Consider the following 22998-nt stretch of genomic DNA (forward strand, 5'->3'; position numbering starts at 1 on the left):
AATGGTAGTCCCCGCCTGCCACCGGCCTCAACCCCCGCGCTGCCCATGCCGCCGAGTCGCCCTCCCGTACGCCGCCGCCTGCCCGGTGGGCTGCTGCGCGCCGGCTGGCTGGCGCCGCTGGGCCTGTTGCTGTTGGCGCTGCTGCTGGCCTGGGGCGCGCGGCTGCTGTACGCCGAGCGCGAGCAGCACTACCGCCACATCATCGAAAGCAGCCTGGCGGCCATCAACCAGCTGCAGGTGCGCAGCGTCGCCAGCTGGCGCCAGCGCCGCCTGGGCGAGGCCGAGGCGCTGAGCAGCGATGCGGTACTGGCGCGCGCCGTGGCGCTGTGGCAGCAGCAGCCGACCCCGGTGCGCCAGGAGCGCCTGCGCGAGCGCCTGGCCGGCCTGGTCGAGCACATGCAGTACGCCGCCGCCTACCTGGTCGACCTGGAGGGCCGGCTGCTGCTGGACCCGCAGGGCGTGGCCGGCGGCAGCCTGCCGCAGGCCGAGCGGGCGGCGCTGGAGCAGGCGCTGGCGCTGGGCCAGGCACAGGCCACCGAGCTGCAGCAGCACGCGCGCTTCGCCTTTCCCTACGTGGCGCTGGTGGCGCCGCTGTACGACGAGTCCGGCCCGGTCGGCGCGCTGTGGCTGGTATTGGACGCGCGCGTCGCCCTGTACCCGCTGCTGCAGGCCTGGCCTGGGGGCAGCCGCACCAGCGCCGCGTCGATGCTGCTGCGGCGCCAGGGCGACGAGGTGCTGTTCCTGAGCCCGCTGCGCCAGCAGGCCGTGCCGCCGGCCAGCCTGCGCTTGAACCTGTGGCGCTCGCCCGACGCGCCCGTGGTGCGCGCCGCGCAGGGCGCGCGCGGCACGCTGTACGGGCACAACCACCAGGGGACGGCGGTGCTGGCCAGCGCCGGCGCGGTGCCGGGCACCAGCTGGCTGCTGGTGTCCGAGATCGACGCCGCCGAGGCCTTCGCCGAGATCCGCTATGGCGGCTGGCTGTCGCTGACGTTGTACGTCAGCCTGTCGATGCTGCTGCTGGGCACGCTGGCGACGCTGTGGCAGCGCCGCGCCTGGCGGCGCGAGCGCGGCTTCAAGGAGCGGGTGCAGGAGCAGATGCGCTGGCTGGAAGCGGCCCAGCGCGCCGCCAGCGTGGGCTACTTCGTGTACGACGCCGAGCGCAAGCTATTCACCATGTCCGACATGGCCAACACCATCTTCGGCCTGCCGCTGGAGTCGGACATGACGCTCAGGCAATGGATCGAGATGCTGGACGGGCAGGACCGCGAGCCCATGCTGCAGGCGCACGCCCGGGCCATCGCCGAGCACCGGCCGCTGCGCGTGCAGTACCGCATCCATCCGCAGGGCGGGCTGCCGCTGCGCTGGGTCGAGGTACGCGCCGAGTTCGGCGACGGCAAGGGCAGCCCGCGCAGCCGCATGACTGGCACGGTGCAGGACATTACCGAGCGCCGCCAGGCCGAGCTGCAGCTGGAGCACTACCGCGCCGCGCTGGAAGCGCAGGTGCGCATCGACCCGCTGACGCGGCTGGCCAACCGCATGGCGCTGGACGAGCACATGGCACAGGAATGGGAGCGTGCCCAGCGCGGCGCCGCGCCGCTGGCGCTGCTGATGATCGACGTGGACCGCTTCAAGGCCTACAACGACCACTACGGCCATGTCGCCGGCGACCGCTGCCTGCAGTCCGTGGCGCGGGCGCTGGCGCTGGACAGCGGCCGCGCCGGCGACCTGGTGGCGCGTTACGGCGGCGAGGAATTCGCCGTGCTGCTGCCCGGCGCCGACGAGGCGCAGGCGCTGGCGGTGGCCGAACGGCTGCGCCTGGCGGTGCGCGCCCTGGGTCTGGAGCACGCCGCCGGCGCGGGCGAGGACGGCATCGTCACCGTCAGTGTGGGCGTGGCCAGCGTGCTTCCGCACCAGCTGGCGCAGCCGCCGGCCGGCGCCGGCATGGACGCCGCGCAGGTGCTGCTGCGCCGGGCCGACGCCGCGCTGTACCGTGCCAAGCGCTGCGGGCGCGACCAGAGCATGCTTTACGGCCCGCACTGTGACAATGAACTGCATGCGCCGGCCGGGCAGGTCGACGGGGAGAACGTGTGAGATTCGAAGCCATCCTGTTTGATTGCGACGGTGTGCTGGTGGACAGCGAGCCGATCACCAACGGCGTGCTGTGCGCCATGCTGAACGAGGCCGGCTGGCCGATCACGCCCACCGAGTGCCTGGCCACCTTCATAGGCAAGACCGTGCGCAGCGAGGCCGCACGCATCCAGGCGCACACCGGCCGGCCGCTCACCGATGCCTGGATGGCCGAGTTCTACGCCCGGCGCAACGTCCGGCTGGCGGCCGAGCTGGCGCCCATCGACGGCGCCATCGACGCCGTGCACGCCGTGCACGCGCGCCTGGCCGGGCGCATCGCCTGCGCCTCCGGCGCCGATCGGCAGAAGGTGGAGATGCAGCTGGCCCAGGTGGGGCTGGCGCCGCTGTTCGCCGGGCGCGTCTTCAGCGGGCATGAGATGCCAGCGACCAAGCCCGCGCCCGACGTGTACCTGGCCGCCGCCGCCGCTGTCGGCGTGGCGCCCGCGCGCTGCCTGGTGGTCGAGGACACGATCACCGGCGTCACCGCCGGCGTGGCCGCCGGCGCCACCGTGGTCGGCTACAGCCCGGGCGGCGCCGGCCACGGCGCGCCCGAGGCGCTGCGCGCCGCCGGCGCCTGGCACATCATCGAGGACATGCGCCAGCTGCCGGCACTGCTGGACTGAAGCCGAAGCCCGGCCCGAACCTTGCTTGCCCTGGCCCATCGCAAACATCCGATGGAGGCACGGCAATGCTGGATCGCAGGCAATGGTTGTGGGGCGCGCTGGCCGGGGGCTGGGCGGCGCCGGGGCTGGCCGCCGGCGCCGCGCCGGACGAACGCAGCGGCGGCGACCCGCTGGGCTCGCTGCAGTGGCCGACGCTGCGCGCGCAGTACCTGGGCGCGGATGCGCCAGTGCGCTTCACCGACGACGTGCTGGTGCGCACCCCGGCCTTCGCCGACGATGCGCTGAACGTGCCGCTGCAGATCGACGCCCGGCCGCTGGCCGCGCGCGGGCCGGCGCTGCGCCGCATCCTGGTGGTGGTGGACCGCAACCCGGTGCGCGAGGTGCTGCAGTTCGAGCCGCTGCGCGCGCTGCCGGTGCTGGCATTCCGGCTGCGGCTGGAGCAGGCCTCGCCGGTGCGCGCCATGGCGCAGACCGAGGACGGCGCCTGGCATGTCGGCAGCGCCATGGCGCAGGCGCCGGGCGGGGGCTGCACCGTCTCGGGCGCGACGCGCATCGACGGCTCCTGGCGCGCCACGCTGAACCAGGTGCAGGCGCGCATCTTCCCGAACGTGCTGCAGGGCAGCCGGCGCCTGCGCGTGAACGTCATGCACCCCATGGACACCGGTCTGGTGGCCGGCATCCCGGCGTTCTACATCGAGCAGCTGCAGCTGCTCGATGCCGCAGGCGAGGCCTGGTGGCGGCTGCAGCTGCACGAGCCGGTGTCGGAAAACCCGTTCCTGACCTTCGAGCTGCCGCTGGCCGGGCCGGAGCGCTTTCGCCTGACCGGCCAGGACAACAACGGCAACCGCATCGACGCCGAGGTGCGCGCATGACCGGCGCGTCCCGGCCGATGTGGGCCGCGCTGCTGCTGGCGGCGGGCACCCTGGGGGCGGGCGCCGTGCCCGCGGCACCTGCCGCAGCCACGCCCGCCGCCGCCCACGCCCCGCGCCCGGACGCGCAGCGCCTGGACTACGACCTGCAGCCGCGCCGCATCGCCGAGGGCACCTGGGTCATCGAGGGCGCGGTGGCCGATTTCGCGCGCGCCAACGGCTGCAACATCATCAACACCGCGTTCATCGCCACCGGCGACGGGGTGCTGGTCATCAACACCGGCCCGTCGCGCCTGTACGGCGAGCAGCAGCGCCGGGCGATCGCGCGCGTCACCGCCGAGCCGGTGCGCCAGGTGCTGAACCTGAACCTGCACCCCGACTACTTCCTGGGCAACCAGGCCTGGGCCGACACGCCGGTGGCGGCGCTGGCCGGCAGCATCGCCGGCCAGCGCGCCGAGGGCGCGGGCTACGAGGACAACCTGTACCGCGTCTGCGGCGACTGGATGCGCGGCACGCAGGCCGAGCCGGCGCGCGTGGCGCTGGACGGTGCGGCACTGGGCCAACTGGCGCTGGGCGGCGGGCGCTTCACGCTGGCGCGCCTGCACGGCCACACCGGCGACGACCTGGTGCTGCTGGACGGCCGCACCGGCGTGCTGTTTGCCGGCGGGCTGGTGTTCGCCGAGCGCGTGCCGACCACGCCGCACGCCGACCTGGCCGCCTGGCTGGTCAGTCTGGATACCCTGGCGCGCTGGCATGCGCAGGGCCGCTTCACCCAGGTCGTGCCCAGCCACGGCCCGGTGCACGCCGGGCTGGCGGGCGTGGCGCAGACGCGCGACTGGCTGCAGTGGCTGCAGCGGCTGATGGAAGGCAGCGCCGAGCGTGGCGTGGACCTGGCCGAGCTGCTGCGCCAGCCGGTGCCCGAGCGCTTCGCCCACTGGGGCGCGCAGCCGGCCGAGCTGCAGCGCAGCCTGGTGCGCTGGTACCCGCAGTATGAGCGCCAGGCGCTGCGCCGCAGCGCCCCGCGTTGACCGGCCACGGTACAGCTGCGCCAATCTGGAACAGCGCCCCTTGCCAGACGGCCCGGCGCCGGGGCGGTACCGGCAGCGGGCACGGATGTTGCTGACCGGAGGGCTGCCCGGCCGCTTGCGCCGGGTCCGGCTTTCCCACCCACCGCCGGTCGCGCTTTCCGTCCCACCCTCCACGAAGACATTGCCATGCGTACTGCTCACCTTCTCACCTTCGGCTGGCTGCTGGCCGCCGGCGCCCATGCCGGCGCCAACACGGGCGACCTGGCCACCGCCGCCGACCTGGCCAAGGCCAGCGGCTGCTACAGCTGCCACGCCGCCAACGAGAAAATCGTCGGCCCGGCCTTCGCCTCGGTGGCCGAGAAGTACGCCGGCGACAAGGACGCGCCGGCGTCGCTGGCGCAGTCCATCCAGATGGGCTCCAAGGGCAAGTGGGGCCGCGCCGCCATGCCGGCGCATTCCGGCCTCAGCGCCGACGACGTGAAGCTGCTGGCCCAGTGGGTGCTGGCCACCAGGCCATGAGCAGCGCCCCTGGCCCGGCGCCGCAGGCGCACCCATGCACGCTGCTGGGCGCGGCGCGGCTGCTGTTGCTGCAGCGCCAGCAGCAGGGCGCTGGCGCCACTGGCACGCAGGCGCCGCCGCGGCCGGGCGCCGCTGCGCCAGCGTGGGACCGGCTGATGCAAACCCACGGCGGCGCATGCCCGGCGCCGGCGCCAGGGTCATCCCGGTGGGGCGGCCGGGGTTGAAAACGCTCCTGGAATGAGAGCTGCAAGCCCTTGCGGAATATGGGCTGGAGGCCGATTTGCCCGACCATGCAGATGCATCGGATGCTGCGGCACGCCCTCACCCCCGCCCTCTCCCAGGGGGAGAGGGAGCAAGACCGGCGCCATCGATCACGCTCTGCCCAGAGAGGGACGAGGGCGACCGGTCGCGCCGGCTGTCGTGCCCTCTCCGTCCGGGCGAGGGCTGGGGTTGGCAGGCCCGCCCCACGCGCTCCGGTCTGGCTCCCTCTCCCTTGGGGCGAGGGCCTGATTCCCGGCGCGCGGCATGCCGTGGCCGCGGCCGGTCCGGCAGGATGTCGCGGGCGCCGCCTCAGCCGCCCCAGATGTCGGCGCTGATGGCGGCGTACCAGGCGGCGCCGTGGCGTGCCTCGTCGGCGCGCAGGCGGGCGCCGCCGTCCAGCGCGCTGGTGCCCACGGCGTGCGGCAGGGCGACGATGCGCCCGGCGCTGGCGCGGTAAACGCCCGAGACCGAGATGCCGTGGCCCGGCCCCAGCAGGCTGTAGCAGGTATTGGCGTACCAGGCGGCCGGCGGCGCCTGCCCGGTCAGCGCGGCGGCGATGGCCGCGGCCGCCACCCGGCCCTGGTGGCTGGCGGCGAAGCCGGACTTCGGGATGGGCCCGGCCTGCGCCGCGTCGCCCAGCACGTGGATGCCCGGCACCAGGCGCGACTGCAGGTCCTCGCCCTGCACCGGCGCCCAGCCGCTGGCGTCGCACACCCCGGCGCGCTGCGCGATCAGGCCGGCGCGCTGCGGCGGGATGACGTTCAGCACGTCGGCGCGGTGGCGCTCGCCGAACAGCGTCTCGACCTGCAGCGCAGCCGCGTCCACGCGCACCACTTGGCCGTCCTGCGCCAGCGGCACCCACTCGACCATCGCGCCATACAGCTGGCGCCAGCCCTGCAGGAACAGCTCCTTCTTCGAGAAGTTGTTCTTCGCGTCCAGCAGCAGCACCTTGCTGCGCGGCTTGTGCCGCTGCAGGTAATGCGCCACCAGCGCCGCGCGCTCGTACGGCCCGGGCGGGCAGCGGTAGGGGTTGTCGGGAATCGCCATGACGAAGGTGCCGCCGTCGCGCATGGCCTGCAGCTGGCGGCGCAGCAGCAGCGTCTGCGCGCCGGCCTTCCAGGCGTGCGGGGCCCGCTGCGCGGCGGCCGCGTCATAGCCCGCCAGTGCATCCCAGCGCAGGTCCACACCGGGCGACAGCACCAGTCGGTCCCAGGCCAGCGCCTGGCCATCGGACAGGCGCAGGGTGCGCGCGCCGGCGTCCACGTCCTGCGCCGTGGCGTGCAGCACCTGTACGCCGGCGGCGCGCAGGTCGGCGTAGCCGTGGCTGATGCTGTCCAGCGTGCGCAGCCCGGCCAGCACGTGGTTGGAGAACGGGCAGGTGACGAAGCGCGCCGCCGGCTCGACCAGCGTCACCTGCAGGCCGGGCGCATAGCGGCGCAGGTAGCGCGCGGCGGTGGCGCCGCCAAAGCCGCCGCCGACCACCACCACCCGCGCGCTGGCGGCCTGCGCGCGCACCAGCGCCGGAAAGGCCAGCGCCGCCGCGCCGGCGGGCACGGCACCGGCCAGCAGGCGGCGACGCGACAGCGGGGCAAGGGGCGCGGGCATGGCGGTCACGGCAGTCTTCCGGTGGTCAAGGCAGCAGATGCGGCCGGCATTTCAATGACCCGCCCCGGCGCCGGGCGGCAGCGGTGGTTCGGCGAACCACTGCGCCAGCGCCCGCAGCTGCCCGTCGTCGTAGCCCTGCAGCAGCAGCGGCATGACGCTGGCGCCGTCCACCTGCCCGGCGCGCAACGCCCGCAGGCGCTGCAGCAGTTCGGCGGCCGGGCGCCCGCGCAGGCGCGGCAGGCGCTCGGCGGCGCCGGCCGGGGGCTGGCCGTCGGGGCCGTGGCAGGCAAAGCAGGTGCCGGCCAGCAGCTGCAGTTCCAGGCCGCTGGGCGCGACCGTGGCGTCGCGGATGGAGACCGGGGCCGGACCGGGTTCGCCACTCGGCGTGGCGCCGGCCTGCAGCCACGGCGTCAACGCCAGCGGCAGCGCCACAACTATTGTTTTGATAGCTGCAAGCCCATGCATTGCATGGGCTGCAGGCCGATTGGGCCTGAATGTGGCGCGCAACGCCTCAATCCAGCCAGCCACGGCTTGCGCCTTCGTCGATCAGCGCCTGCACCTGTGCCGTGATGCCCTGGGTGTCGAACAGTGTCTCCAGTTCGCTGACGATGCCGGCCACGGTGTGCCGGCCGTCGCATCGGCGCAGGATCTGCGCGGCGCTGTCGTTGAGCTGCACCAGGTCATCCGGGCACAGCAGCACCCAGCGCCCGGGCAAGGGCTGGTACTGCAGGCGCAGCCGGGCGGACAGCAGCGGCAGCGCCGGCGCGGCGCGCGGCAGGCCGGCCGGGGTGGCGGCCAGCGTGGCCTGCGGCGGCGCCGCCGGGTGGGAAAAGGAAATGGGCGTCAGCCGGTGTGAATCCACGGGGAGGTGCTTTGGTTTTGATAGCGAAACAGGCGGGGTTCAGCGCGGCGGCACGCTCTCGATGTAGCTGCGCAGCGCCCAGGCCAGCTCGGGCGCGATCACGCCCTCCCACGGCGGCATGTGGACGATGCCGAATTTCTGCTTGCCGTAGCGCACCGAGTGGATGAAGAACGCATCCGCGTCGCCCTGGCAGCGCTGGCGCAGCGCCGTGTCCTGGATGCGCCGGCAGCTCAGACCCAGGCGGCGCAGGTCGGGCGCGGGTGAGCGCGCGCCATTGGCGTCCTGGCCGTGGCAGCGCGCGCAGCTTTGGTTGAAGGCGCTGTGGCCCAGCGCGATGGCGGCGGCGTCGCCGCGCAGCGGGTTGGGCTCGGCCCAGGTGTGGGCGCTGGCCGGCAGCGCGGCAGTGTCCACCTGCGGCGCGACGCGCTCGATGGCCAGCGCCGGCGCGGCCGCCAGCACCAGCGCCAGCAGCGCCGCCGGCAGCCGGCGCGACAAGGGAAAGACGGGCATGGGCATGGCGGGTTACCTCCAGTCGGGCTGGCAGCCCTGGCAGTCGTCCATGGCCGATTCGGTGAACAGGGTGTAGCGCACGAAGTTGCCCTCGAACAGCGCGTCCTTCAGGTTGGCGGCGACGAATTTCGCCTCCTGCAGGTCGTTGCCGATGAAGCGCGCGCCGACGAACCAGGCGTGGTTCAGCCGCGCCATCTCCAGGTTGGCGCCGCGGAACTCGGCGCCGGAAAAGTCCGAGCGCATCAGCCGCGTGGCCTCCAGGTCGGTGCCGATGAAGCGCGCGCCGCGAAAGTCGGTGTTCGCCGCCGAGGCCTTGGCCATGCGCGCGCCGGTCAGGTCGGCGCCTTCGAGCTGCGCCGCCGACAGGTTGGCGCCGCGCAGGTCGGCGCGCGTCAGGTTGGCGCCGCGCAGGTCGGCGCCGGCCAGGTTCTTGCCGACCAGGTTGGCATGGCGCAGGTCGGCGCCGGGGCAGCGGGTGTAGGGCCAGATGGGGCAGCCGTTGACGACCAGCGGCTCGGCGCCGCTGCTGGCGGCGGCGCTCTCGTCGGCCGGCTGGGCCGTCTGGGCCGGCACCGGCGCGGCGGCCAGCAGGCCGGCCGCCAGCAGGGCGGTGGCGGCCAGCCGGGCGCAGTGCGTGGTGGCGAATGCGGCAGGGGTCATGGCGGGCTTTCGTGGGGCGGGTCTGAAGGCGGGAGGTCCGGGCGGGCGCGCCGCCCGGGTTGCGGTGCACGGCGCCCCGCGGCCGGGGCGCCGGAGCGGGTCAGCGCTTGGCCACGCGCTGCGCCTTGGGCAGCTTGAAGACCCACATCGAGCCGCCCTGCGAGACCTGCTTGGTCAGCGCGGCCATGTCGCCGCCCCACAGCGGCACGGCGCCGCCGTAGCCCGACTGGATGCCGACGTACTGCTCGCCGTCCATCTCCCAGGTCACCGGCACCGAGACCACGCCCGAGCCGGTCTGGAATTTCCACAGCTCCTTGCCGGTCTTGTTGTCGAAGGCCTTGACGAAACCGTCCGAGGTGCCGGTGAACAGCAGCCCGCCGGCGGTGGTCAGCGTGCCGGCCCACAGCGGGAACTGCTCCTTGTGCTCCCAGACGATCTTGCCGGTCTGCGGGTGGATGGCGCGCAGCGTGCCGACGTGGTCGTCGTGCAGCTTCTTGATGCGGAAGCCCTGGCCCAGGTAGGCCGCGCCCGGCTTGTAGGTGATCTGCTCGGACCAGTAGTCCATGGCCCAGTGGTTGGCCGGGATGTAGAACAGGCCGGTGTCCGGGCTGTAGCTCATCGGCATCCAGTTGGTGCCGCCCAGGAACGGTGGCGAGACGAAGATGCTCTCGCCCTTTTCCTCGCCGGCCTTGGGCTCGGGCGGGCGGTTGTCGTTCTCGATCGGCAGGCCGGTCTTCAGGTCGAACCCCTTGGCCCAGGTGATGCCATCGACGAAGGGGTGCGCGCCGATGATGGCGTTCTGCTTCCAGGGGTGGCCGCCGTCGGCGCGGGCGAGCTTCTCGCGGTCGGTCACGAAGAAGAAGCCGTTGCGGTCGGCGTGCGCCGAGGCCTTGACCATCTTGCCGGTCTTCTGGTCCTTGTAGTCGAACAGCAGCACCGAGTTGTTGCCCGAGAAGTCCCAGGCGTCGTTGGGCGTGTGCGAGAAGAAGCCCTTGAGCTCGCCCGTGCCCGGATCGACGTAGGCCTGGCCCGAGGTGTACAGGCTGGGCCAGTTGCGCGGGTCGTCGCCCTTGGCGGTGCGCTTCCAGGTGTTCCAGGGCGCGGGGTTGCCGGTGCCGACGACGATGGTATTGGTCTCCACGTCGAACGACGGCGTCTGCCACGGCGCGCCGCCGCCTTGGCTCCAGGCCTCGGCCTTGCCGGTGGGCGAGTTCGGATCGTCCGGCCAGCTGGGCGCCTTGGCGTCGCCGGTGGGCGTGCTGGGCTGGCCGTTCAGGCGGCCGACGTGGCCCTCTACCATGGGCCGCGCCCAGACTTCCTTGCCGGTGTCCGGGTCGCGCGCGAACAGCCAGCCGACCACGCCGAACTCGTCGCCCGACGAGCCGTGCACCAGCAGCGTCTTGCCGCTCTTTTGGTCCTTGATGATGAAGGGCGCGCCGGTCATGGTGTAGCCCACCTTGTGGTCGCCGAACTTCTCGTTCCACACCACCTTGCCGGTGTTCCTGTCCAGCGCCACGATGCGTGCGTCCAGCGTGCCGAAGTACACCTTGTCGCCGTAGATCGCCGGCCCGCGGTTGACCACGTCGCAGCACGGGCGGATGTCCTCGGGCAGGCGGTGCTCGTAGCTCCACAGGCGCTTGCCGCTGCGCGCGTCCAGCGCCACGAAGCGCGAATACGACGCGGTCACGTAGATCACGCCGTCGTGCACCAGCGCCTGCGCCTCCTGGCCGCGCTGCTTCTCGCCGCCGAACGAGTAGCTCCACACCGGCACCAGGCCGGCGACGTTGGCGGTGTTCAGCGCCTTGGCCGGGCTGTAGCGCTGCGCCGTCAGGCTCAGGCCGTAGGTCAGCACGTCGCCGGTGGTCTTGTGGTCGTTGGCGATGTCCTCCCAGCTGACGGGCTTGACGCTGGCGGCCAGCGCCGGCAGTGCCAGGGCGGCGGCCAGCGCCAGGCACAGCGCGCTGGGGCGCAGGGTGCGAGGGGTGCGGTGGGTCATGGTGAGTCTCCTGGGTTGTGAATCGGATGGCGGCACGGGTGCCCGACCTGCTGGTGCAAGAGCCGTGCCATGTCGCGGCGCCGCAGGGCGGCGGATGGCGCTGGCACGGCATGCACGCCGGCGCGCCGTGCCGGGTGTGCCATGCGCCCGGGACACGCGGCGTTCAAATCTGGAGCGCCCACGGCGCTGCTGTTCAGTTGCGGAGCAGCCGGTCAGGCCATGCGCTGCAGCAGCCGCTCGCGCAGCACGAACTGGTGGTGCGCGAACGCCGCCACGTGCAGCGACACCAGCGCCAGCAGCGCCCAGGCCGACCAGTGGTGCGCGGCCGAGAGCCATTCCTTGGCCGCGTCCCAGCGCGCGCCGGGCAGCGGCAGGCGCAGGCCGAAGAAGCGCACCGGATAGCCCGAAAACACCGAGCCCAGCAGCCCCGCCAGCGGCACCAGCAGCATCAGCGCGTACAGCGCGTGGTGCGCGCCGCGCGCCAGCCGCTGCAGCGCCGGGCGCTGGGGCAGGGCGGCCACGCGCGGGCGCAGCAGCGCCCAGCCCAGGCGCAGCGCCAGCAGCGCCAGCAGCACCAGGCCCAGCGACTTGTGCAGGTTGAACCACCAGGCGCGTGCGCCCGTGCCGTCCTTGGCAATGCCGGTCATCCACCAGCCCAGCGCCCACTGCGCCAGCAGCAGCGCGGCCATCAGCCAGTGCAGCCAGACGGACAGACGGTCGTAGCGGGGGGGGTGCGGCATGGCGGTCTCCAGCTGTGTGGGCGCGCGCGGCACCCACGGCCCGGCGGGCCGGCCGGGGCGGTGGTCAGTCGAGCAGGCCGGGCGGCAGCAGGGCCTTCTTGCGGTAGATGGTGTTGCGCGACACCCCCAGCGCCTTGGCCGCCGCCGACACGTTGCCCTGGTGCAGCCGCAACATCTGTGCCATGGCCTGCAGCGTCACGTCCTGCAGGCTCTGCGCGTCCTCGGGCGTCTCGGGCCAGGGCGGCGGCAGCGCCTCGCCGGGCACGAAGGACATGGGCGGCGCCAGCGCCGCGGCCGGCTGCGCCGTCGCGCCCGCCGGTGGGCGCAGCTCGTCGAAGAAGTCGTCGGGCAGGTGCTCCATGCGGATGGTGCGGTCGTCGTCGACCATGACGCAGGCGGTGCGCAGCAGGTTGTGCAACTGGCGCACGTTGCCCGGCCAGTGGTAGTGCAGCAGCAGCCGCATGACCTCGGGAGCGATGCGCACCGGCGCGGCGTCGTCCTGGCCGTCGCTGCCGTCCAGCGACTTCAGCACCTTGTGCACCACAGCCTCGAAGTCGCTGCGCTCGCGCAGTGCCGGCAGGCGCACCACCAGGCCGTTCAGGCGGTAGTACAGGTCCTCGCGGAAGTCGCCGCGGGCGATCAGCTCCTTCAGGTTCTTGTGCGTGGCGCTGATGACGTGGACATCGACCTCGATCTCCTTGCCCGCGCCCAGCGGGCTGATGCGCCGCTCCTGCAGCACGCGCAGCAGCCGCGCCTGCAGGTGGCGCGGCATGTCGCCGATCTCGTCCAGGAACAGCGTGCCGCCGTGCGCCTGCTGGATCTTGCCGGCCGCGCCCTTCTTGCGCGCGCCGGTGAAGGCACCTTCCTCGTAGCCGAACAGCTCGGCCTCGATCAGCGTGTCCGGGATGGAGGCGCAGTTCACGGCCACGAAGGGCTGGCGCGCGCGCGCCGAGTCGTGGTGGATGGCCTGCGCCAGCAGGTCCTTGCCGGTGCCGGTCTCGCCCAGGATCATCACCGGGATGTCGCGGTCCAGCACCTTGTGCAGCTTGGCGATGACGGCGGCCAGCTGGCCGTCGCCGGTGTTCAGGTACTGCAGCGACGACAGCTGCGGCGCGCGCCGCGCCGCCGGCGCGGCGCGTGGCGCGGCGGGCGGCGCGGCGTCGGCATCGGCCGCCAGCGGCTGCACCAGCGGCGCGGCCCAGGGGCCGGTGGGGCGGATTTCGGTGCGCGCCCAGACGTTCACGCCGCCGCGCAGGCACAGCGCGCGCGGCGCCGGGCTGGGGCCGGCGAACAGCTCGAACAGCGCCGAGATCGGCAGCTCGAACAGCGAGGAAAAGGTGTGCGCCTGCAGCGCGTTCACCGACATGCCGAACTGGAACTGTGCGCTGCGGTTGGCCGAGAGGAAGCGCCCCTCGGGCGTGAACACGGCGATGCCCTCCATCAGCGTGCCCAGGAACTCGGCGCGCGCATGGAAGTGCAGCCGCACCGCCTTCGGGAAGCTGGCGGCGAACATCTGGTTCTCGATCATCTGCGCCGACATGCGCACCAGCGCCAGCGTGTGCTGGTGGTAGCTGCGGTGGTCGCCCGACACGTCCAGCGCGCCGATCAGCTGGCCCTGCGGCGCGAAGATCGGCGCGCACGAGCAGGTCAGCGCCTGGTTGGCCTGCTGGTAGTGCTGGTCGCCATGCACGGTGATGGCCTCCTGCTCGGTCAGCGCGGTGCCGATGGCGTTCGTGCCGCGCGTCTGCTCGGACCAGTCGATGCCGGGCACCAGCGCCACGCGCGAGGCTTTTTCCAGAAAGTCGCTGTCGCCGCGCGCGTGCAGCACCAGCCCGCGCGCCGAGGTCAGCAGCACCATGCTGTGGGTGTTGGCGATCTGCTCGTACAGCGTCTCCATCACCGGCACGGCGTGCTGGAACAAAAAGCGGTTTTCCTCCAGCGCGTCGCTCAGGTCGGCGCGCGGCAGCAGCGCGTAGTCGGGCCTGTCGTCCAGCGCCACGCCGAAGGCCTGCGAGCGCGCATGCGCCTTGTCGATGGGGTCGTCGGGCTGGCCGGCGCCAGCGGGAGGATGGCGTTGCATGGTGGCTGTCTCCTGGCGGAGCGGATGGGTCCGCCCTCTGCTGTGTTCACAGCGCGGCGCGCGGGTCTGTGCCCGCTGCTGCCGCGCCGATGGTGCCGCCCCGCCACGCTGCCGGCAATCGGCATGCGCCCGGGGTGTACGGATTTGAAGCAAGAAACGCGCCCGCTGTCCGGTATGCGACAACGGCGGCGCCGGGGTGTTCCACGCTGCAACACCGCACCCGGCCGCGTGCGCCGCGCCGCCGGGCTGGCCCGCAACTTGCAATGCAGGGCCTGCACCCCATCGGGTCAATGACAGGCCCCCGCATTCCCAGGAGACAACCCCATGCAACGATTCTTCCCTGCCCGTCTTTCACGCAGCTTGCTGCTGGCCGCCGCCGGCGCCTGCCTGGCCGGCGCCGCGCTGGCGCACGGCGACGTGGTGCCGCAGGCCGTGGACACCTCCAGCCTGCCGCAGCTGGGCGCCAAGTGGCGCGAGTCCAACCCCTACGGCGGCGCCGCCGAGGGGCACAAGGAGGCGCTGCGCATCGGCAGCTCGGCCTACAACCAGAACTGCGCGCGCTGCCACGGGCTGGAGGCGGTCTCGGGCGGCATCGCCCCGGACCTGCGCAAGTTCGACGAGGAATGCGCGGGCTACGCCGACCAGGCCAAGCAGAAGGTCTGCTACCAGGAGATGGACGACTACTACGCCGGCACCGTGCGCCGCGGGCGCACGCGCGACGGCCGGGTGTACATGCCGCCGTTTGAGGGCACGCTGAGCCAGGAGGCGGTGTGGGCCATCCGCACCTACCTGGAGGAGCGCCGCGCGCAGCAGTGAGGCGAGGCGCCCGCCGCGCTTGGCTTCAGCGCGCCGGCGGCTCGGCCAGGCGCCGGCCCTGCGAGATGGCGTAGGGCGCGGCGCGCGCGGCCAGCATCGGGTCGGCCGAGGCCACCACGCCGCGCGGCAGCACCAGCGGCACGAAGGTCGGCGCGGCGCAGGGGCCGGCGCCGCTGTCGTCGGCCGCCACCGAGGTGATGGTCAGCCGGCCCAGGTTCACCTTGCGCCGGTCGGCGGGCAGCGGCACCACCGGGCTGTCCAGCCGGTCGCCGGCCTCGGCCAGCTCCAGGTTGAAGTCGAACGCCGCGCGGCCCTGGCGCACGCGCTCGCGCAGGTCGGCGAACAGGAACTGGGCGCCGCGCGCACGCGCTTCCTCGTCGCTCAGGCCCTGCGTGCCGCCGACCGGCTCGAACAGCCACTTGCCCCAGTGCGTGCGGCCCTGTGCATCGACGAAACCGAAGGCGTGCACGCCCCAGTAGTTGACGGCGGCGAAGCTGGCCGGCACCGGCTGCGCCGCCAGGTACTTGGCCTGCAGCAGCACCTCGGGGTTGGCGTCGGCGAAGGCCTTGACGCGCGTCGGGTCCGGCTTGCCGGTGGCCGGGTCGGGTTGCAGCGACTGCAGCCGGCCGAGGAACTGCGCCGGCGTGGCGGCGCCGAACACCGGGCTGGAGATGTTGCCCATCTGCCACTGCTCGCCGCCGGGCAGGTCGAACTGCAGCGCCAGGTTGCGCTGCGTGCGGGTGTTGTCGGGCGCCTTCGGGTTGGCGCCGACCACCGAGAAGCGCGCCAGCACCGGCACTGCCCGGCCGCTGAAGGCCGAGGCCGTGGACAGGGCGCGCGCCTGCTCGCTGCCGATGAACTCGCCCGCTGCGCAGATGCCCTTGGCGCCCGAGCGGCGCTGGCCGGCGAACTTGCCGGTGCTGGCCTCCAGCTGGTTGACCAGGGCGGTGGGATCGGTGTCGTCGCGCGCGGCGGCGCCGCCGCCGGTCTGGGCGCAGCCGGCCAGCAGCAGAGCGGCGGTGGCCGTGGCCATGGCGGTGCCGCGGCGCAGCAGGGTGGGGTGTGGCATCGTGGGTCTCCTCGGATCTTGGTTTTGTGGCGAAAAGTGCCAATAGCCGTTGTTCTTCAATGGCTTGAAGCTATTAAAAAAGTAGCAAAAAAAGGGGCGAAAGCCGGCTGCGCGGGCCGGCCTGGGGTTCAGAACTGGTGCGTCAGGCTCAGCCCCAGCATCCACTGCCGTCCCGGCGCGCCCTCGAAGTAGCGCCCGTTGCTCTCGTTGACGATGACCGAGCCGACGTACTGCCGGTCGGTCAGGTTGTCGATGCGCGCGAAGGTGTCCAGCTTCCAGGCGCCGCGCTGCAGCGTGTGCCCGGCGCTGGCCGCCAGCACGCCGTAGGACGGGGTGAGCACACTGTTGCTGTCGTTGGCGGCGATGCTGCCCAGGTGGCGCCATTCGACGCCGGCGCGCCACTGGCTGTCCGGGCGCCAGTCCAGCGCCAGCCAGGCCTGGCGCCGGGCGGTGCCGGCGATGCGCCGGCCGGCCGGCACGCAGTTGCCCTTGGCGTCGCAGAAACCCTCGCGCAGGGTCGCGTCCAGCAGCGTCAGCGCGCCTTGCAGCTGCCAGGCGCGCGCCAGCTGCAGCGTGCCGGCCAGCTCCAGCCCCTGGCGCCGGGTGCGCCCGGCGTTCTGGTAGGAGGTGCGGCCGCCGGCGTTCTCGGCCGGCACGATCTCGTCCTGGGTGCGGGTGTGGAACAGCGCCGCCGACCAGTCGCCGCGCAGCAAACCGTCGCCCGCGAGGCGCTGGCGCACGCCGACCTCGGCGCTGGTCGAGGTGGCCGGGCGCAGGCCGAAGTTCAGGCCTGCCAAGCCGCCCGGGCGGTAGGAGATCTCGTTGAAGGTGGGCGTCTCCAGCCCGCCGCCGACCGAGGCGTAGAACTGCGTGCGCGCGTCCCAGGCGTGCTGCAGGCTGAGCACCGGCAGCAGCCGGCGGTAGCGTGCGTCGCCGCTGTCGTCGCCGTTGCCCGGGGCGATGTAGTGGTCGCGCGACTCGAAGCGCACGCGGCTGTAGCGCACGCCGGCGTCCAGCCGCCAGCGCGGCGCGAAGGCCCAGCTGGCCTGCGCGTAGGGGTCCAGGTTGCTCAGCGTGTTGCGCTCGTCGCGGCGCAGCGTGCCCTGGACGCCCAGCACGTCGCCCAGGTGGTTGTTGTAGCCCTGGCGGTCCTCGCGCACCACGCTGGCGGCCAGGCCGGCGATGAGCCCCACCTCGCCGTCCTGCGGCTCGGCGTTGTGCGCCCAGCGCAGATCCAGGCCGCCGTAGTCGCGGCCCAGGTCGATCACGCCGCCGGCGCTGGTGGGGGCCTTCTGTGCCGCCACCGGGATGGACTGGTACTGGGTGATGGCGCGCGTGCCGGCATAGAGCGTGGCGCGCACGGCGCTGGCGCCGTCCAGCCGGCGCTCCCAGGTCAGGCCGGCCTGGGTCTGGCGCATGGTCTTGCGCATGTTGAACTGCAGCGGCCCGGCGGCGGTGGCGCGCGGGTCGGCGCGCCACTCGGCCGGGGTCAGTCCGCCGGCGTCCTGGGCGTCGATGGCGGTGTGGTTGGCCACCAGGGTCAGCTGCGTGTCCTCGCGCGGCTGGGTGTCCAGGCGCAGGTTCAGCTGGTTCTTGTCGGCGGCGCTGTGCACGCGCCAGCCGTCGGTGAGAAAGCGGCTGGCGCTGACCACGTAGCCCACGCCGCCAGCCTCGCCCTGCGCCTTCAGGCCCAGGCGCTTCTGGCCGTTGCTGCCCAGGGCGAAGCTGCCCTGCACGCTGGGCCGGCCCTGGCCGCGCTCGGTCCAGGCCTGGATCACGCCGCCCGAGGCGTTGCCGTACAGCGCCGAGTACGGCCCGCGCAGCACCTCGATGCGCTCCAGCGACGACAGGTCGATGTGGTTGGTCTGGCCCTGGCCATCGGGCATGGTCGCCGGGATGCCGTCCACGAACACCTGGATGCCGCGCACGCCGAACGTCGAGCGCGCGCCGTGCCCGCGGATCGACAGCTGCAGGTCCTGCGCGTAGTTCTGCCGGTTCTGCAGCAGCAGGCCGGGTGTGCCGCCCAGGGATTCGGACAGGTTGACCTGCCATTGCCGGTCGCGCAGCTGCTCGCCATCGAGCACGCTGACCGAGGCCGGCGTCTGCTCCACCGGCGACTGCGCCAGCGTGCTGCGCACGGTGACGGCCTGCAGGACGGCGGCCTGTTGCGGCGCGCCCTGCGCCTGCGCCAGCAGGGGCAGCAGCAGGCAGGCGGCGGCCAGCGGGCGCAGCGCGAACGAGGGAATGTGCGGCGGGTGCATGGAGGCTCCTTGCGAAGGCCGGGGCGTGCTCGGCCGGCCAAGTTGATCGTGGAAATTCTGCTGCGGGCGTGCGGCCGGGCGCTGGGGCGCAAGGCGCCGCCAAGGCCCGGCCGGGAGGAAAAACAGACGAAAAAAAGCCGCGCCGGCCCCATGCATGCATGCGGCCCGGCCCGGCTGGCTGGGTCAGGGGCAGGTCAGGCGCCGCGCGCCGGCCCTCGGGCGGGGCCGGGCGCGGGCCGAATGCCGGTCAGAAGAAGCCCAGCGCCTTGGAGCTGTAGCTGACCAGCAGGTTCTTGGTTTGCTGGTAGTTGGCCATGGCCATCTTGTGCGTTTCGCGGCCGATGCCGGACTTCTTGTAGCCGCCGAAGGTGGCGTGCGCCGGGTACAGGTGGTAGCAGTTGGTCCACACCCGGCCGGCCTGGATGGCGCGGCCCATCTTGTAGGCGGTCGAGCCATTGCGGCTCCACACGCCGGCGCCCAGGCCGTACTCGCTGTCGTTGGCGATGCGCAGCGCGTCCTCGGCGTCCTTGAAGGTGGTCACCGAGGCCACGGGGCCGAAGATTTCCTCCTGGAACACGCGCATGTGGTTCTGGCCGTACAGCAGCGTCGGCTTGATGAAGAAGCCGTCGTCGATGTCACCGCCGGCGCGCAGCCGCTCGCCGCCGGTCAGGCACTGCGCGCCCTCGCCCCGGCCGATGTCAATGTAGCCCAGGATGCGGTCCAGCTGCTGCTGCGACACCTGTGCGCCGACCATGGTGCTCTTGTCCAGCGGGTGGCCCTGCTTCATGGCCTCGACGCGCGCCAGGGCGCGCTCGATGAAGCGGTCGTAGATGGACTCCTGCACCAGGATGCGCGACGGGCAGGTGCAGACCTCGCCCTGGTTCAGCGCGAACATGGAAAAACCTTCCAGCGCCTTGTCCAGGAACTCGTCGTCCGCGTCCATCACGTCGGCGAAGAAGATGTTCGGGCTTTTGCCGCCCAGCTCGACGGTGGAGGGGATCAGGTTGTCGGCGGCGGCGTGCAGGATGCGCTGGCCCACCGGGGTGGAGCCGGTGAAGGCGATCTTCGCGATGCGCTTGCTGGTCGCCAGCGCCTCGCCGGCCTCCTTGCCGTAGCCGTTGACGATGTTCACCACGCCCGGCGGCAGCAGGTCGCCGATCAGCTCCATCAGCACCATGATCGAGGCGGGGGTCTGCTCGGCCGGCTTCATCACCACCGTGCAGCCGGCGGCCAGCGCTGGCGCCAGCTTCCAGCAGGCCATCAGGAGCGGGAAGTTCCACGGAATGATCTGGCCGACCACGCCGATGGGCTCCTTGAAGTGGTAGGCCACGGTGTTGGCGTCGATCTCGGAGATCGTGCCCTCCTCGGCGCGCAGGCAGCCGGCGAAGTAGCGGAAGTGGTCGACGCCCAGCGGCAGGTCGGCCGCCATGGTCTCGCGCAGCGGCTTGCCGTTGTCGATGGTCTCGGCAATCGCCAGCAACTCCAGGTTCTCCTCCATGCGGTCGGCGATCTTGAGCAGGATGCGCGAGCGCTCGGCCGGCGCGGTGCTGCCCCACTGGGCCTGCGCGGCGTGCGCCGCGTCCAGCGCGCGGTTCACGTCGGCCGCGTCGGACTGCGCCACCTTGCAAAACGGCTTGCCGGTGATGGGTGAGACGTTGTCGAAGTAGCGCCCGGCCTGCGGCGCCACCCACTTGCCGCCGATGAAGTTGTCGTACTGCTGGCGGTACGGGTAGGCGATGTCGAGGTTGAAGCGCTTGAGTTCGAACATGTCCATGGTGGTCTCCTGGGTGGAAAGGGTGGAAGGCCGAAAGCACGGAAGGAAGGAATCGCGCCGCCGGCTTGCACGAGGTGTATTCAAACTTCGTGCCAGGTGCGGCGCACGCCCGGCGCGCGGCTGCCGGCCGCGCGGCCCGCAACCGGCACGCGGCGGGGCGCGGTCAGATTGCCACAGTCAGCGCGCGCGGGCTGTTCCAAATTGCGCCAGTTGCCCGGCTTTGGAGCAGGCGCCGCCGCCGGTCTAGGGTTTGTCCGGGGGCAGGGGGGCGCCGCCGGCGCGCGCCGCCTGGCGAAAGCGCGCCGGCGCCTGGCCGGTCCAGGCGCGAAAGGCGCGGATGAAGGTCTTCTCGCTGGCAAAGCCCACGGCCTGCGCCACCTGCTTGATTGGCCGGTCGCTGCGCAGCAGCAGCTCGGTGGCGCGCGCGCGGCGTGCCTCGTCCTTCAGGCGCTGCAGCGACGCGCCCTCGGCCGCCAGCTGGCGGTGCAGGGTGCGCGGCGACAGGTGCAGCGCGGCGGCCAAGGCGGCGGCGTCGCCCGGGGCCTCGGGGCCCTGCGCCAGCAGCTGGCGCACGCGCTGCACCAGCAGCCGGTCGCGCCGATAGGGCCGCACCGTCAGCGGCAGTGCGTGCTGCAGCATGCGGTCCATGGCGGCGGCGTCGCGCACCAGCGGCAGCTGCAGGTAGCGTGCGTCGACATGCACGGCGGCGCGCGGCGCATCGAAGCGCACCGGCGCCGGGAACAGCACCGCGTAGGCGCTGGCGTGCGCCGGCGCGGCGAAGGGAAAGTCGGCCTGCAGCAGCGGCAGGCGCGAGTCAATGAACCAGCTGGCCAGCCCGAGCGCGTTGCGCAGCGTCGAGACCAGGCAGAACTCGCGCAGATCGCCCAAGTCGCGCATTTCGTCGATGGCCAACGTGGCCTGGCCGTCCGCTTCCTGCAGCCGCAGCCCGATGGCCTGCGTCAGCAGGCCATGCTGGCGGCACCAGCGCGCCAGCGCCCGGCCCAGCGTCGGCGCGGACAGCGCGGCGCGCGCCAGCATGCCGTAACTGCCCCAGGGCAGGCGGCGCTCGAACCAGCCCAGCGCCTCGTCGTCCAGCTCGCGCATGGCGCCGTCGCACAGCACCTCCATCTGCCAGGCGGTGATGCGCGCCTCAGCGTCGGCCAGCTGCGCTGGCGCGATTTGCGCCCGCGCCAGCACGCCGGCAGCGTCCAGCCTGCGCTGCGCATAGGCCTGCACCACCGCGCGCACGAAGGCCATGGGCGTGGCGGCGACGCCGCCCTGGCGCGGGCCAAGGCGGTGGGCGGGCAGGCTGGGGGTGTACATGGCGTGGCCATTATTGCAACCTCGCTGGCCCCATCCGGGCCACGGCCCGGCGTATGCTGGCCCGTGGCCGGGCGACCCCGCCCGCCTGAGCCGCGCGGATTTCCTGGAGACACCTGCATGCCGGAGCAACACGCCACGACCCCGTCCGCACCGCCCGCCGCGGCGCCCAGCCACGCCTGGGGCGACACGGCGGCGCCGCTGATCGAGCAGACCATCGGCGACTTCTTCGCCGGCGTGGCCGAGTGCCAGCCGGATCGCGAGGCGCTGGTCAGCCGCCACCAGAACCTGCGCTACAGCTACTCCGAACTGCACGCGCAAGCGCGGCGCCTGGCCAGCGCGCTGCTGCGGCTGGGCCTGGCGCCCGGCGACCGCGTCGGCATCTGGTCGCACAACAACGCCGAGTGGGTGCTGATGCAGCTGGCCACGGCGCAGGTCGGACTGATCCTGGTCAACATCAACCCGGCCTACCGCGTGGCCGAGGTCGAGTACGCCCTGACGAAGGTCGGCTGCAAGGCGTTGGTGACCATGGCCCGCTTTAAGACCAGCGACTATGTGGGCATGCTGCGCGAGCTGGCGCCCGAGCTGGCCCTGTGTTTGCCCGGCCGGCTGGCCTCGCGCCGCCTGCCCGAGCTGCGCAGCGTGGTCTGGATCGATGTGGCAGGCGAGGGCGACGAGCAGCCCGGCATGCTGCGCTTTTCCGAGTTGATGCAACGCGGCGACGCGCAGGACGCGCGCATCGACACCATCGGCGTGGGGCTGAGGAACACCGACCCGATCAACATCCAGTTCACCAGCGGCACCACGGGCTTCCCGAAGGGCGCGACGCTGACCCACCGCAACATCTTGAACAACGGCTTCTTCATCGGCGAGTGCATGCGCCTGACGCCCGAGGACCGGCTGTGCATCCCCGTGCCGCTGTACCACTGTTTCGGCATGGTGCTGGGCAACCTGGCGTGCTTCACGCACGGCGCGACCATCGTCTATCCGAACGACGGGTTCGACCCGCTCACGGTGCTGCAGGCGGTGCAGGAGGAGCGCTGCACCGGCTTGCATGGCGTGCCGACCATGTTCATCGCCGAACTGGACCACCCGCGCTTCCCGGAGTTCGACCTCAGCAGCCTGCGCACCGGCATCATGGCCGGATCGCCGTGCCCGATCGAGGTCATGAAGCGCGTGGTGCAGCAGATGCACCTGTCCGAGATCACCATCGCCTACGGCATGACCGAGACCAGTCCGGTCAGCTGCCAGAGCAGCACCGACACCCCCCTGGCCAAACGCGTGTCCACCGTGGGCACGGTGCAGCCGCACCTGGAGGTGAAGATCATCGACCCCGAGAGCGGCCAGATCGTGCCGCGCGGCACCAGCGGCGAGCTGTGCACGCGCGGCTACTCGGTCATGCACGGCTACTGGGGCGATGCCGAGAAAACGCGCGAGGCCATCGACGACGACGGCTTCATGCACACCGGCGATCTGGCGACCATGGACGAGGACGGCTACGTGAACATCGTCGGGCGCATCAAGGACATGGTGATCCGCGGCGGCGAGAACCTGTACCCGCGCGAGATCGAAGAGTTCCTGTACCGCCACCCGCTGGTGCAGGACGTGCAGGTGGTTGGCGTGCCCGACGCGCGACTGGGCGAAGAGCTGTGCGCCTGGATCATTCCGAAGCCCGGCGCCGCGCCCACCGAGGACGATATCCGCGCCTTCTGCAAGGGCCAGATCGCGCATTACAAGGTGCCGCGATACATCCGCTTCGTGGCCGAGTTCCCCATGACCGTCACCGGCAAGATCCAGAAATTCAAGATCCGCGACGCCATGAAGGACGAGCTGGGCCTGCACGAAAGCAAAACGGCCTGACCGGCCCCAAGGAACGAA

Annotated in this window: 20 protein-coding genes; 8 read left to right on the top strand and 12 right to left on the bottom strand. The window is 72.5% G+C overall.

The window, feature by feature from the left end; translation table 11 throughout:
* The first annotated feature begins 45 nt into the window (after positions 1 to 45).
* From BLQ61_RS16045 to BLQ61_RS17275, 6 genes are all read left to right on the top strand, one after another.
* A complete protein-coding gene (locus tag BLQ61_RS16045) occupies positions 46 to 2091 on the top strand; it encodes a sensor domain-containing diguanylate cyclase (RefSeq protein WP_091572650.1) in 2046 nt (681 codons plus the stop codon).
* The gene (locus BLQ61_RS16050) at positions 2088 to 2750 is read left to right on the top strand and encodes an HAD family hydrolase (protein ID WP_091572652.1); all 663 of its coding nucleotides are present in this window, start codon (positions 2088 to 2090) and stop codon (positions 2748 to 2750) included. The genes BLQ61_RS16045 and BLQ61_RS16050 overlap by 4 nt, the downstream gene beginning before the upstream one ends.
* A gap of 65 nt (positions 2751 to 2815) precedes the next feature.
* Positions 2816 to 3622: a quinoprotein dehydrogenase-associated SoxYZ-like carrier gene (locus BLQ61_RS16055; RefSeq protein ID WP_091572655.1), complete on the top strand. Its 807-nt coding sequence runs from the start codon at positions 2816 to 2818 to the stop codon at positions 3620 to 3622.
* Positions 3619 to 4647 (top strand): quinoprotein relay system zinc metallohydrolase 1, encoded by a 1029-nt coding sequence (locus tag BLQ61_RS16060; protein ID WP_245704106.1) that lies wholly within the window; start codon positions 3619 to 3621, stop codon positions 4645 to 4647. Before BLQ61_RS16055 ends, BLQ61_RS16060 begins: the two co-directional genes overlap by 4 nt.
* A gap of 186 nt (positions 4648 to 4833) precedes the next feature.
* Complete coding sequence (locus BLQ61_RS16065; protein WP_245704107.1) at positions 4834 to 5166, top strand: c-type cytochrome; 333 nt, start codon at positions 4834 to 4836, stop codon at positions 5164 to 5166.
* On the top strand, positions 5163 to 5390 hold the full coding sequence (locus tag BLQ61_RS17275; protein ID WP_139182768.1) for a hypothetical protein: 228 nt from the start codon (positions 5163 to 5165) through the stop codon (positions 5388 to 5390). Before BLQ61_RS16065 ends, BLQ61_RS17275 begins: the two co-directional genes overlap by 4 nt.
* 346 nt (positions 5391 to 5736) lie before the next feature.
* Here the strand turns inward: BLQ61_RS17275 and BLQ61_RS16070 are convergent, their stop codons facing one another.
* The 8 genes from BLQ61_RS16070 to BLQ61_RS16105 all read right to left on the bottom strand — a co-directional run bounded on the left by BLQ61_RS16070 (position 5737) and on the right by BLQ61_RS16105 (position 13880).
* The gene (locus BLQ61_RS16070) at positions 5737 to 7032 is read right to left on the bottom strand and encodes an NAD(P)/FAD-dependent oxidoreductase (RefSeq protein WP_091572772.1); all 1296 of its coding nucleotides are present in this window, start codon (positions 7030 to 7032) and stop codon (positions 5737 to 5739) included.
* 51 nt (positions 7033 to 7083) lie between these two features.
* Positions 7084 to 7497 (bottom strand): c-type cytochrome, encoded by a 414-nt coding sequence (locus tag BLQ61_RS16075; protein ID WP_217629412.1) that lies wholly within the window; start codon positions 7495 to 7497, stop codon positions 7084 to 7086.
* A gap of 46 nt (positions 7498 to 7543) precedes the next feature.
* Complete coding sequence (gene pqqD, locus BLQ61_RS16080; protein ID WP_245704108.1) at positions 7544 to 7894, bottom strand: pyrroloquinoline quinone biosynthesis peptide chaperone PqqD; 351 nt, start codon at positions 7892 to 7894, stop codon at positions 7544 to 7546.
* Between the two features lie 39 nt (positions 7895 to 7933).
* Positions 7934 to 8410, bottom strand: coding sequence for a c-type cytochrome (locus tag BLQ61_RS16085; protein ID WP_091572660.1), 477 nt, complete (start codon positions 8408 to 8410; stop codon positions 7934 to 7936).
* 6 nt (positions 8411 to 8416) lie between these two features.
* Positions 8417 to 9064 (bottom strand): pentapeptide repeat-containing protein, encoded by a 648-nt coding sequence (locus BLQ61_RS16090; protein WP_091572662.1) that lies wholly within the window; start codon positions 9062 to 9064, stop codon positions 8417 to 8419.
* A gap of 100 nt (positions 9065 to 9164) precedes the next feature.
* Positions 9165 to 11060, bottom strand: coding sequence for a methanol/ethanol family PQQ-dependent dehydrogenase (locus BLQ61_RS16095; protein ID WP_091572664.1), 1896 nt, complete (start codon positions 11058 to 11060; stop codon positions 9165 to 9167).
* A gap of 212 nt (positions 11061 to 11272) precedes the next feature.
* Positions 11273 to 11800, bottom strand: coding sequence for a cytochrome b (locus BLQ61_RS16100; RefSeq protein ID WP_139182769.1), 528 nt, complete (start codon positions 11798 to 11800; stop codon positions 11273 to 11275).
* Between the two features lie 64 nt (positions 11801 to 11864).
* A complete protein-coding gene (locus BLQ61_RS16105) occupies positions 11865 to 13880 on the bottom strand; it encodes a sigma-54-dependent Fis family transcriptional regulator (RefSeq protein ID WP_091572670.1) in 2016 nt (671 codons plus the stop codon).
* A gap of 324 nt (positions 13881 to 14204) precedes the next feature.
* On the opposite strand from BLQ61_RS16105, the gene pedF reads away from it, so the two are divergent.
* Positions 14205 to 14696: a cytochrome c-550 PedF gene (gene pedF, locus BLQ61_RS16110; protein ID WP_091572672.1), complete on the top strand. Its 492-nt coding sequence runs from the start codon at positions 14205 to 14207 to the stop codon at positions 14694 to 14696.
* A gap of 25 nt (positions 14697 to 14721) precedes the next feature.
* On the opposite strand, the gene BLQ61_RS16115 is transcribed toward pedF, so the two are convergent.
* The 4 genes from BLQ61_RS16115 to BLQ61_RS16130 form a co-directional block, all read right to left on the bottom strand.
* Positions 14722 to 15765: a catalase family peroxidase gene (locus BLQ61_RS16115; RefSeq protein WP_245704109.1), complete on the bottom strand. Its 1044-nt coding sequence runs from the start codon at positions 15763 to 15765 to the stop codon at positions 14722 to 14724.
* 128 nt (positions 15766 to 15893) lie between these two features.
* Positions 15894 to 18026: a TonB-dependent receptor gene (locus tag BLQ61_RS16120; RefSeq protein ID WP_091572679.1), complete on the bottom strand. Its 2133-nt coding sequence runs from the start codon at positions 18024 to 18026 to the stop codon at positions 15894 to 15896.
* A gap of 247 nt (positions 18027 to 18273) precedes the next feature.
* Positions 18274 to 19800, bottom strand: coding sequence for an aldehyde dehydrogenase family protein (locus BLQ61_RS16125; RefSeq protein WP_091572682.1), 1527 nt, complete (start codon positions 19798 to 19800; stop codon positions 18274 to 18276).
* Positions 19801 to 20043: 243 nt separating this feature from the next.
* Positions 20044 to 21123, bottom strand: a complete 1080-nt coding sequence (locus BLQ61_RS16130) for an AraC family transcriptional regulator (RefSeq protein WP_091572685.1) — start codon at positions 21121 to 21123, stop codon at positions 20044 to 20046.
* Between the two features lie 117 nt (positions 21124 to 21240).
* Here BLQ61_RS16130 and BLQ61_RS16135 point away from each other — a divergent pair, with 117 nt between their 5' ends.
* A complete protein-coding gene (locus BLQ61_RS16135; protein WP_091572687.1) occupies positions 21241 to 22980 on the top strand; it encodes an AMP-binding protein in 1740 nt (579 codons plus the stop codon).
* Positions 22981 to 22998 lie beyond the last annotated feature (18 nt).

This window comes from Oryzisolibacter propanilivorax, from assembly GCF_900103645.1.
GTDB lineage: Bacteria > Pseudomonadota > Gammaproteobacteria > Burkholderiales > Burkholderiaceae_C > Melaminivora > Melaminivora propanilivorax.

Coding starts and splice junctions, on each gene's coding strand:
- BLQ61_RS16045 (WP_091572650.1), top strand. CDS start 46: ATGCCGCCGAGTCGCCCTCCCGTACGCCGCCGCCTGCCCGGTGGGCTG.
- BLQ61_RS16055 (WP_091572655.1), top strand. CDS start 2,816: ATGCTGGATCGCAGGCAATGGTTGTGGGGCGCGCTGGCCGGGGGCTGG.
- BLQ61_RS16060 (WP_245704106.1), top strand. CDS start 3,619: ATGACCGGCGCGTCCCGGCCGATGTGGGCCGCGCTGCTGCTGGCGGCG.
- BLQ61_RS16065 (WP_245704107.1), top strand. CDS start 4,834: ATGCGTACTGCTCACCTTCTCACCTTCGGCTGGCTGCTGGCCGCCGGC.
- BLQ61_RS17275 (WP_139182768.1), top strand. CDS start 5,163: ATGAGCAGCGCCCCTGGCCCGGCGCCGCAGGCGCACCCATGCACGCTG.
- BLQ61_RS16070 (WP_091572772.1), bottom strand. CDS start 7,032: ATGCCCGCGCCCCTTGCCCCGCTGTCGCGTCGCCGCCTGCTGGCCGGT.
- BLQ61_RS16075 (WP_217629412.1), bottom strand. CDS start 7,497: ATGCATGGGCTTGCAGCTATCAAAACAATAGTTGTGGCGCTGCCGCTG.
- BLQ61_RS16085 (WP_091572660.1), bottom strand. CDS start 8,410: ATGCCCATGCCCGTCTTTCCCTTGTCGCGCCGGCTGCCGGCGGCGCTG.
- BLQ61_RS16090 (WP_091572662.1), bottom strand. CDS start 9,064: ATGACCCCTGCCGCATTCGCCACCACGCACTGCGCCCGGCTGGCCGCC.
- BLQ61_RS16095 (WP_091572664.1), bottom strand. CDS start 11,060: ATGACCCACCGCACCCCTCGCACCCTGCGCCCCAGCGCGCTGTGCCTG.
- BLQ61_RS16100 (WP_139182769.1), bottom strand. CDS start 11,800: ATGCCGCACCCCCCCCGCTACGACCGTCTGTCCGTCTGGCTGCACTGG.
- BLQ61_RS16105 (WP_091572670.1), bottom strand. CDS start 13,880: ATGCAACGCCATCCTCCCGCTGGCGCCGGCCAGCCCGACGACCCCATC.
- pedF (WP_091572672.1), top strand. CDS start 14,205: ATGCAACGATTCTTCCCTGCCCGTCTTTCACGCAGCTTGCTGCTGGCC.
- BLQ61_RS16115 (WP_245704109.1), bottom strand. CDS start 15,765: ATGCCACACCCCACCCTGCTGCGCCGCGGCACCGCCATGGCCACGGCC.
- BLQ61_RS16120 (WP_091572679.1), bottom strand. CDS start 18,026: ATGCACCCGCCGCACATTCCCTCGTTCGCGCTGCGCCCGCTGGCCGCC.
- BLQ61_RS16125 (WP_091572682.1), bottom strand. CDS start 19,800: ATGGACATGTTCGAACTCAAGCGCTTCAACCTCGACATCGCCTACCCG.
- BLQ61_RS16130 (WP_091572685.1), bottom strand. CDS start 21,123: ATGTACACCCCCAGCCTGCCCGCCCACCGCCTTGGCCCGCGCCAGGGC.
- BLQ61_RS16135 (WP_091572687.1), top strand. CDS start 21,241: ATGCCGGAGCAACACGCCACGACCCCGTCCGCACCGCCCGCCGCGGCG.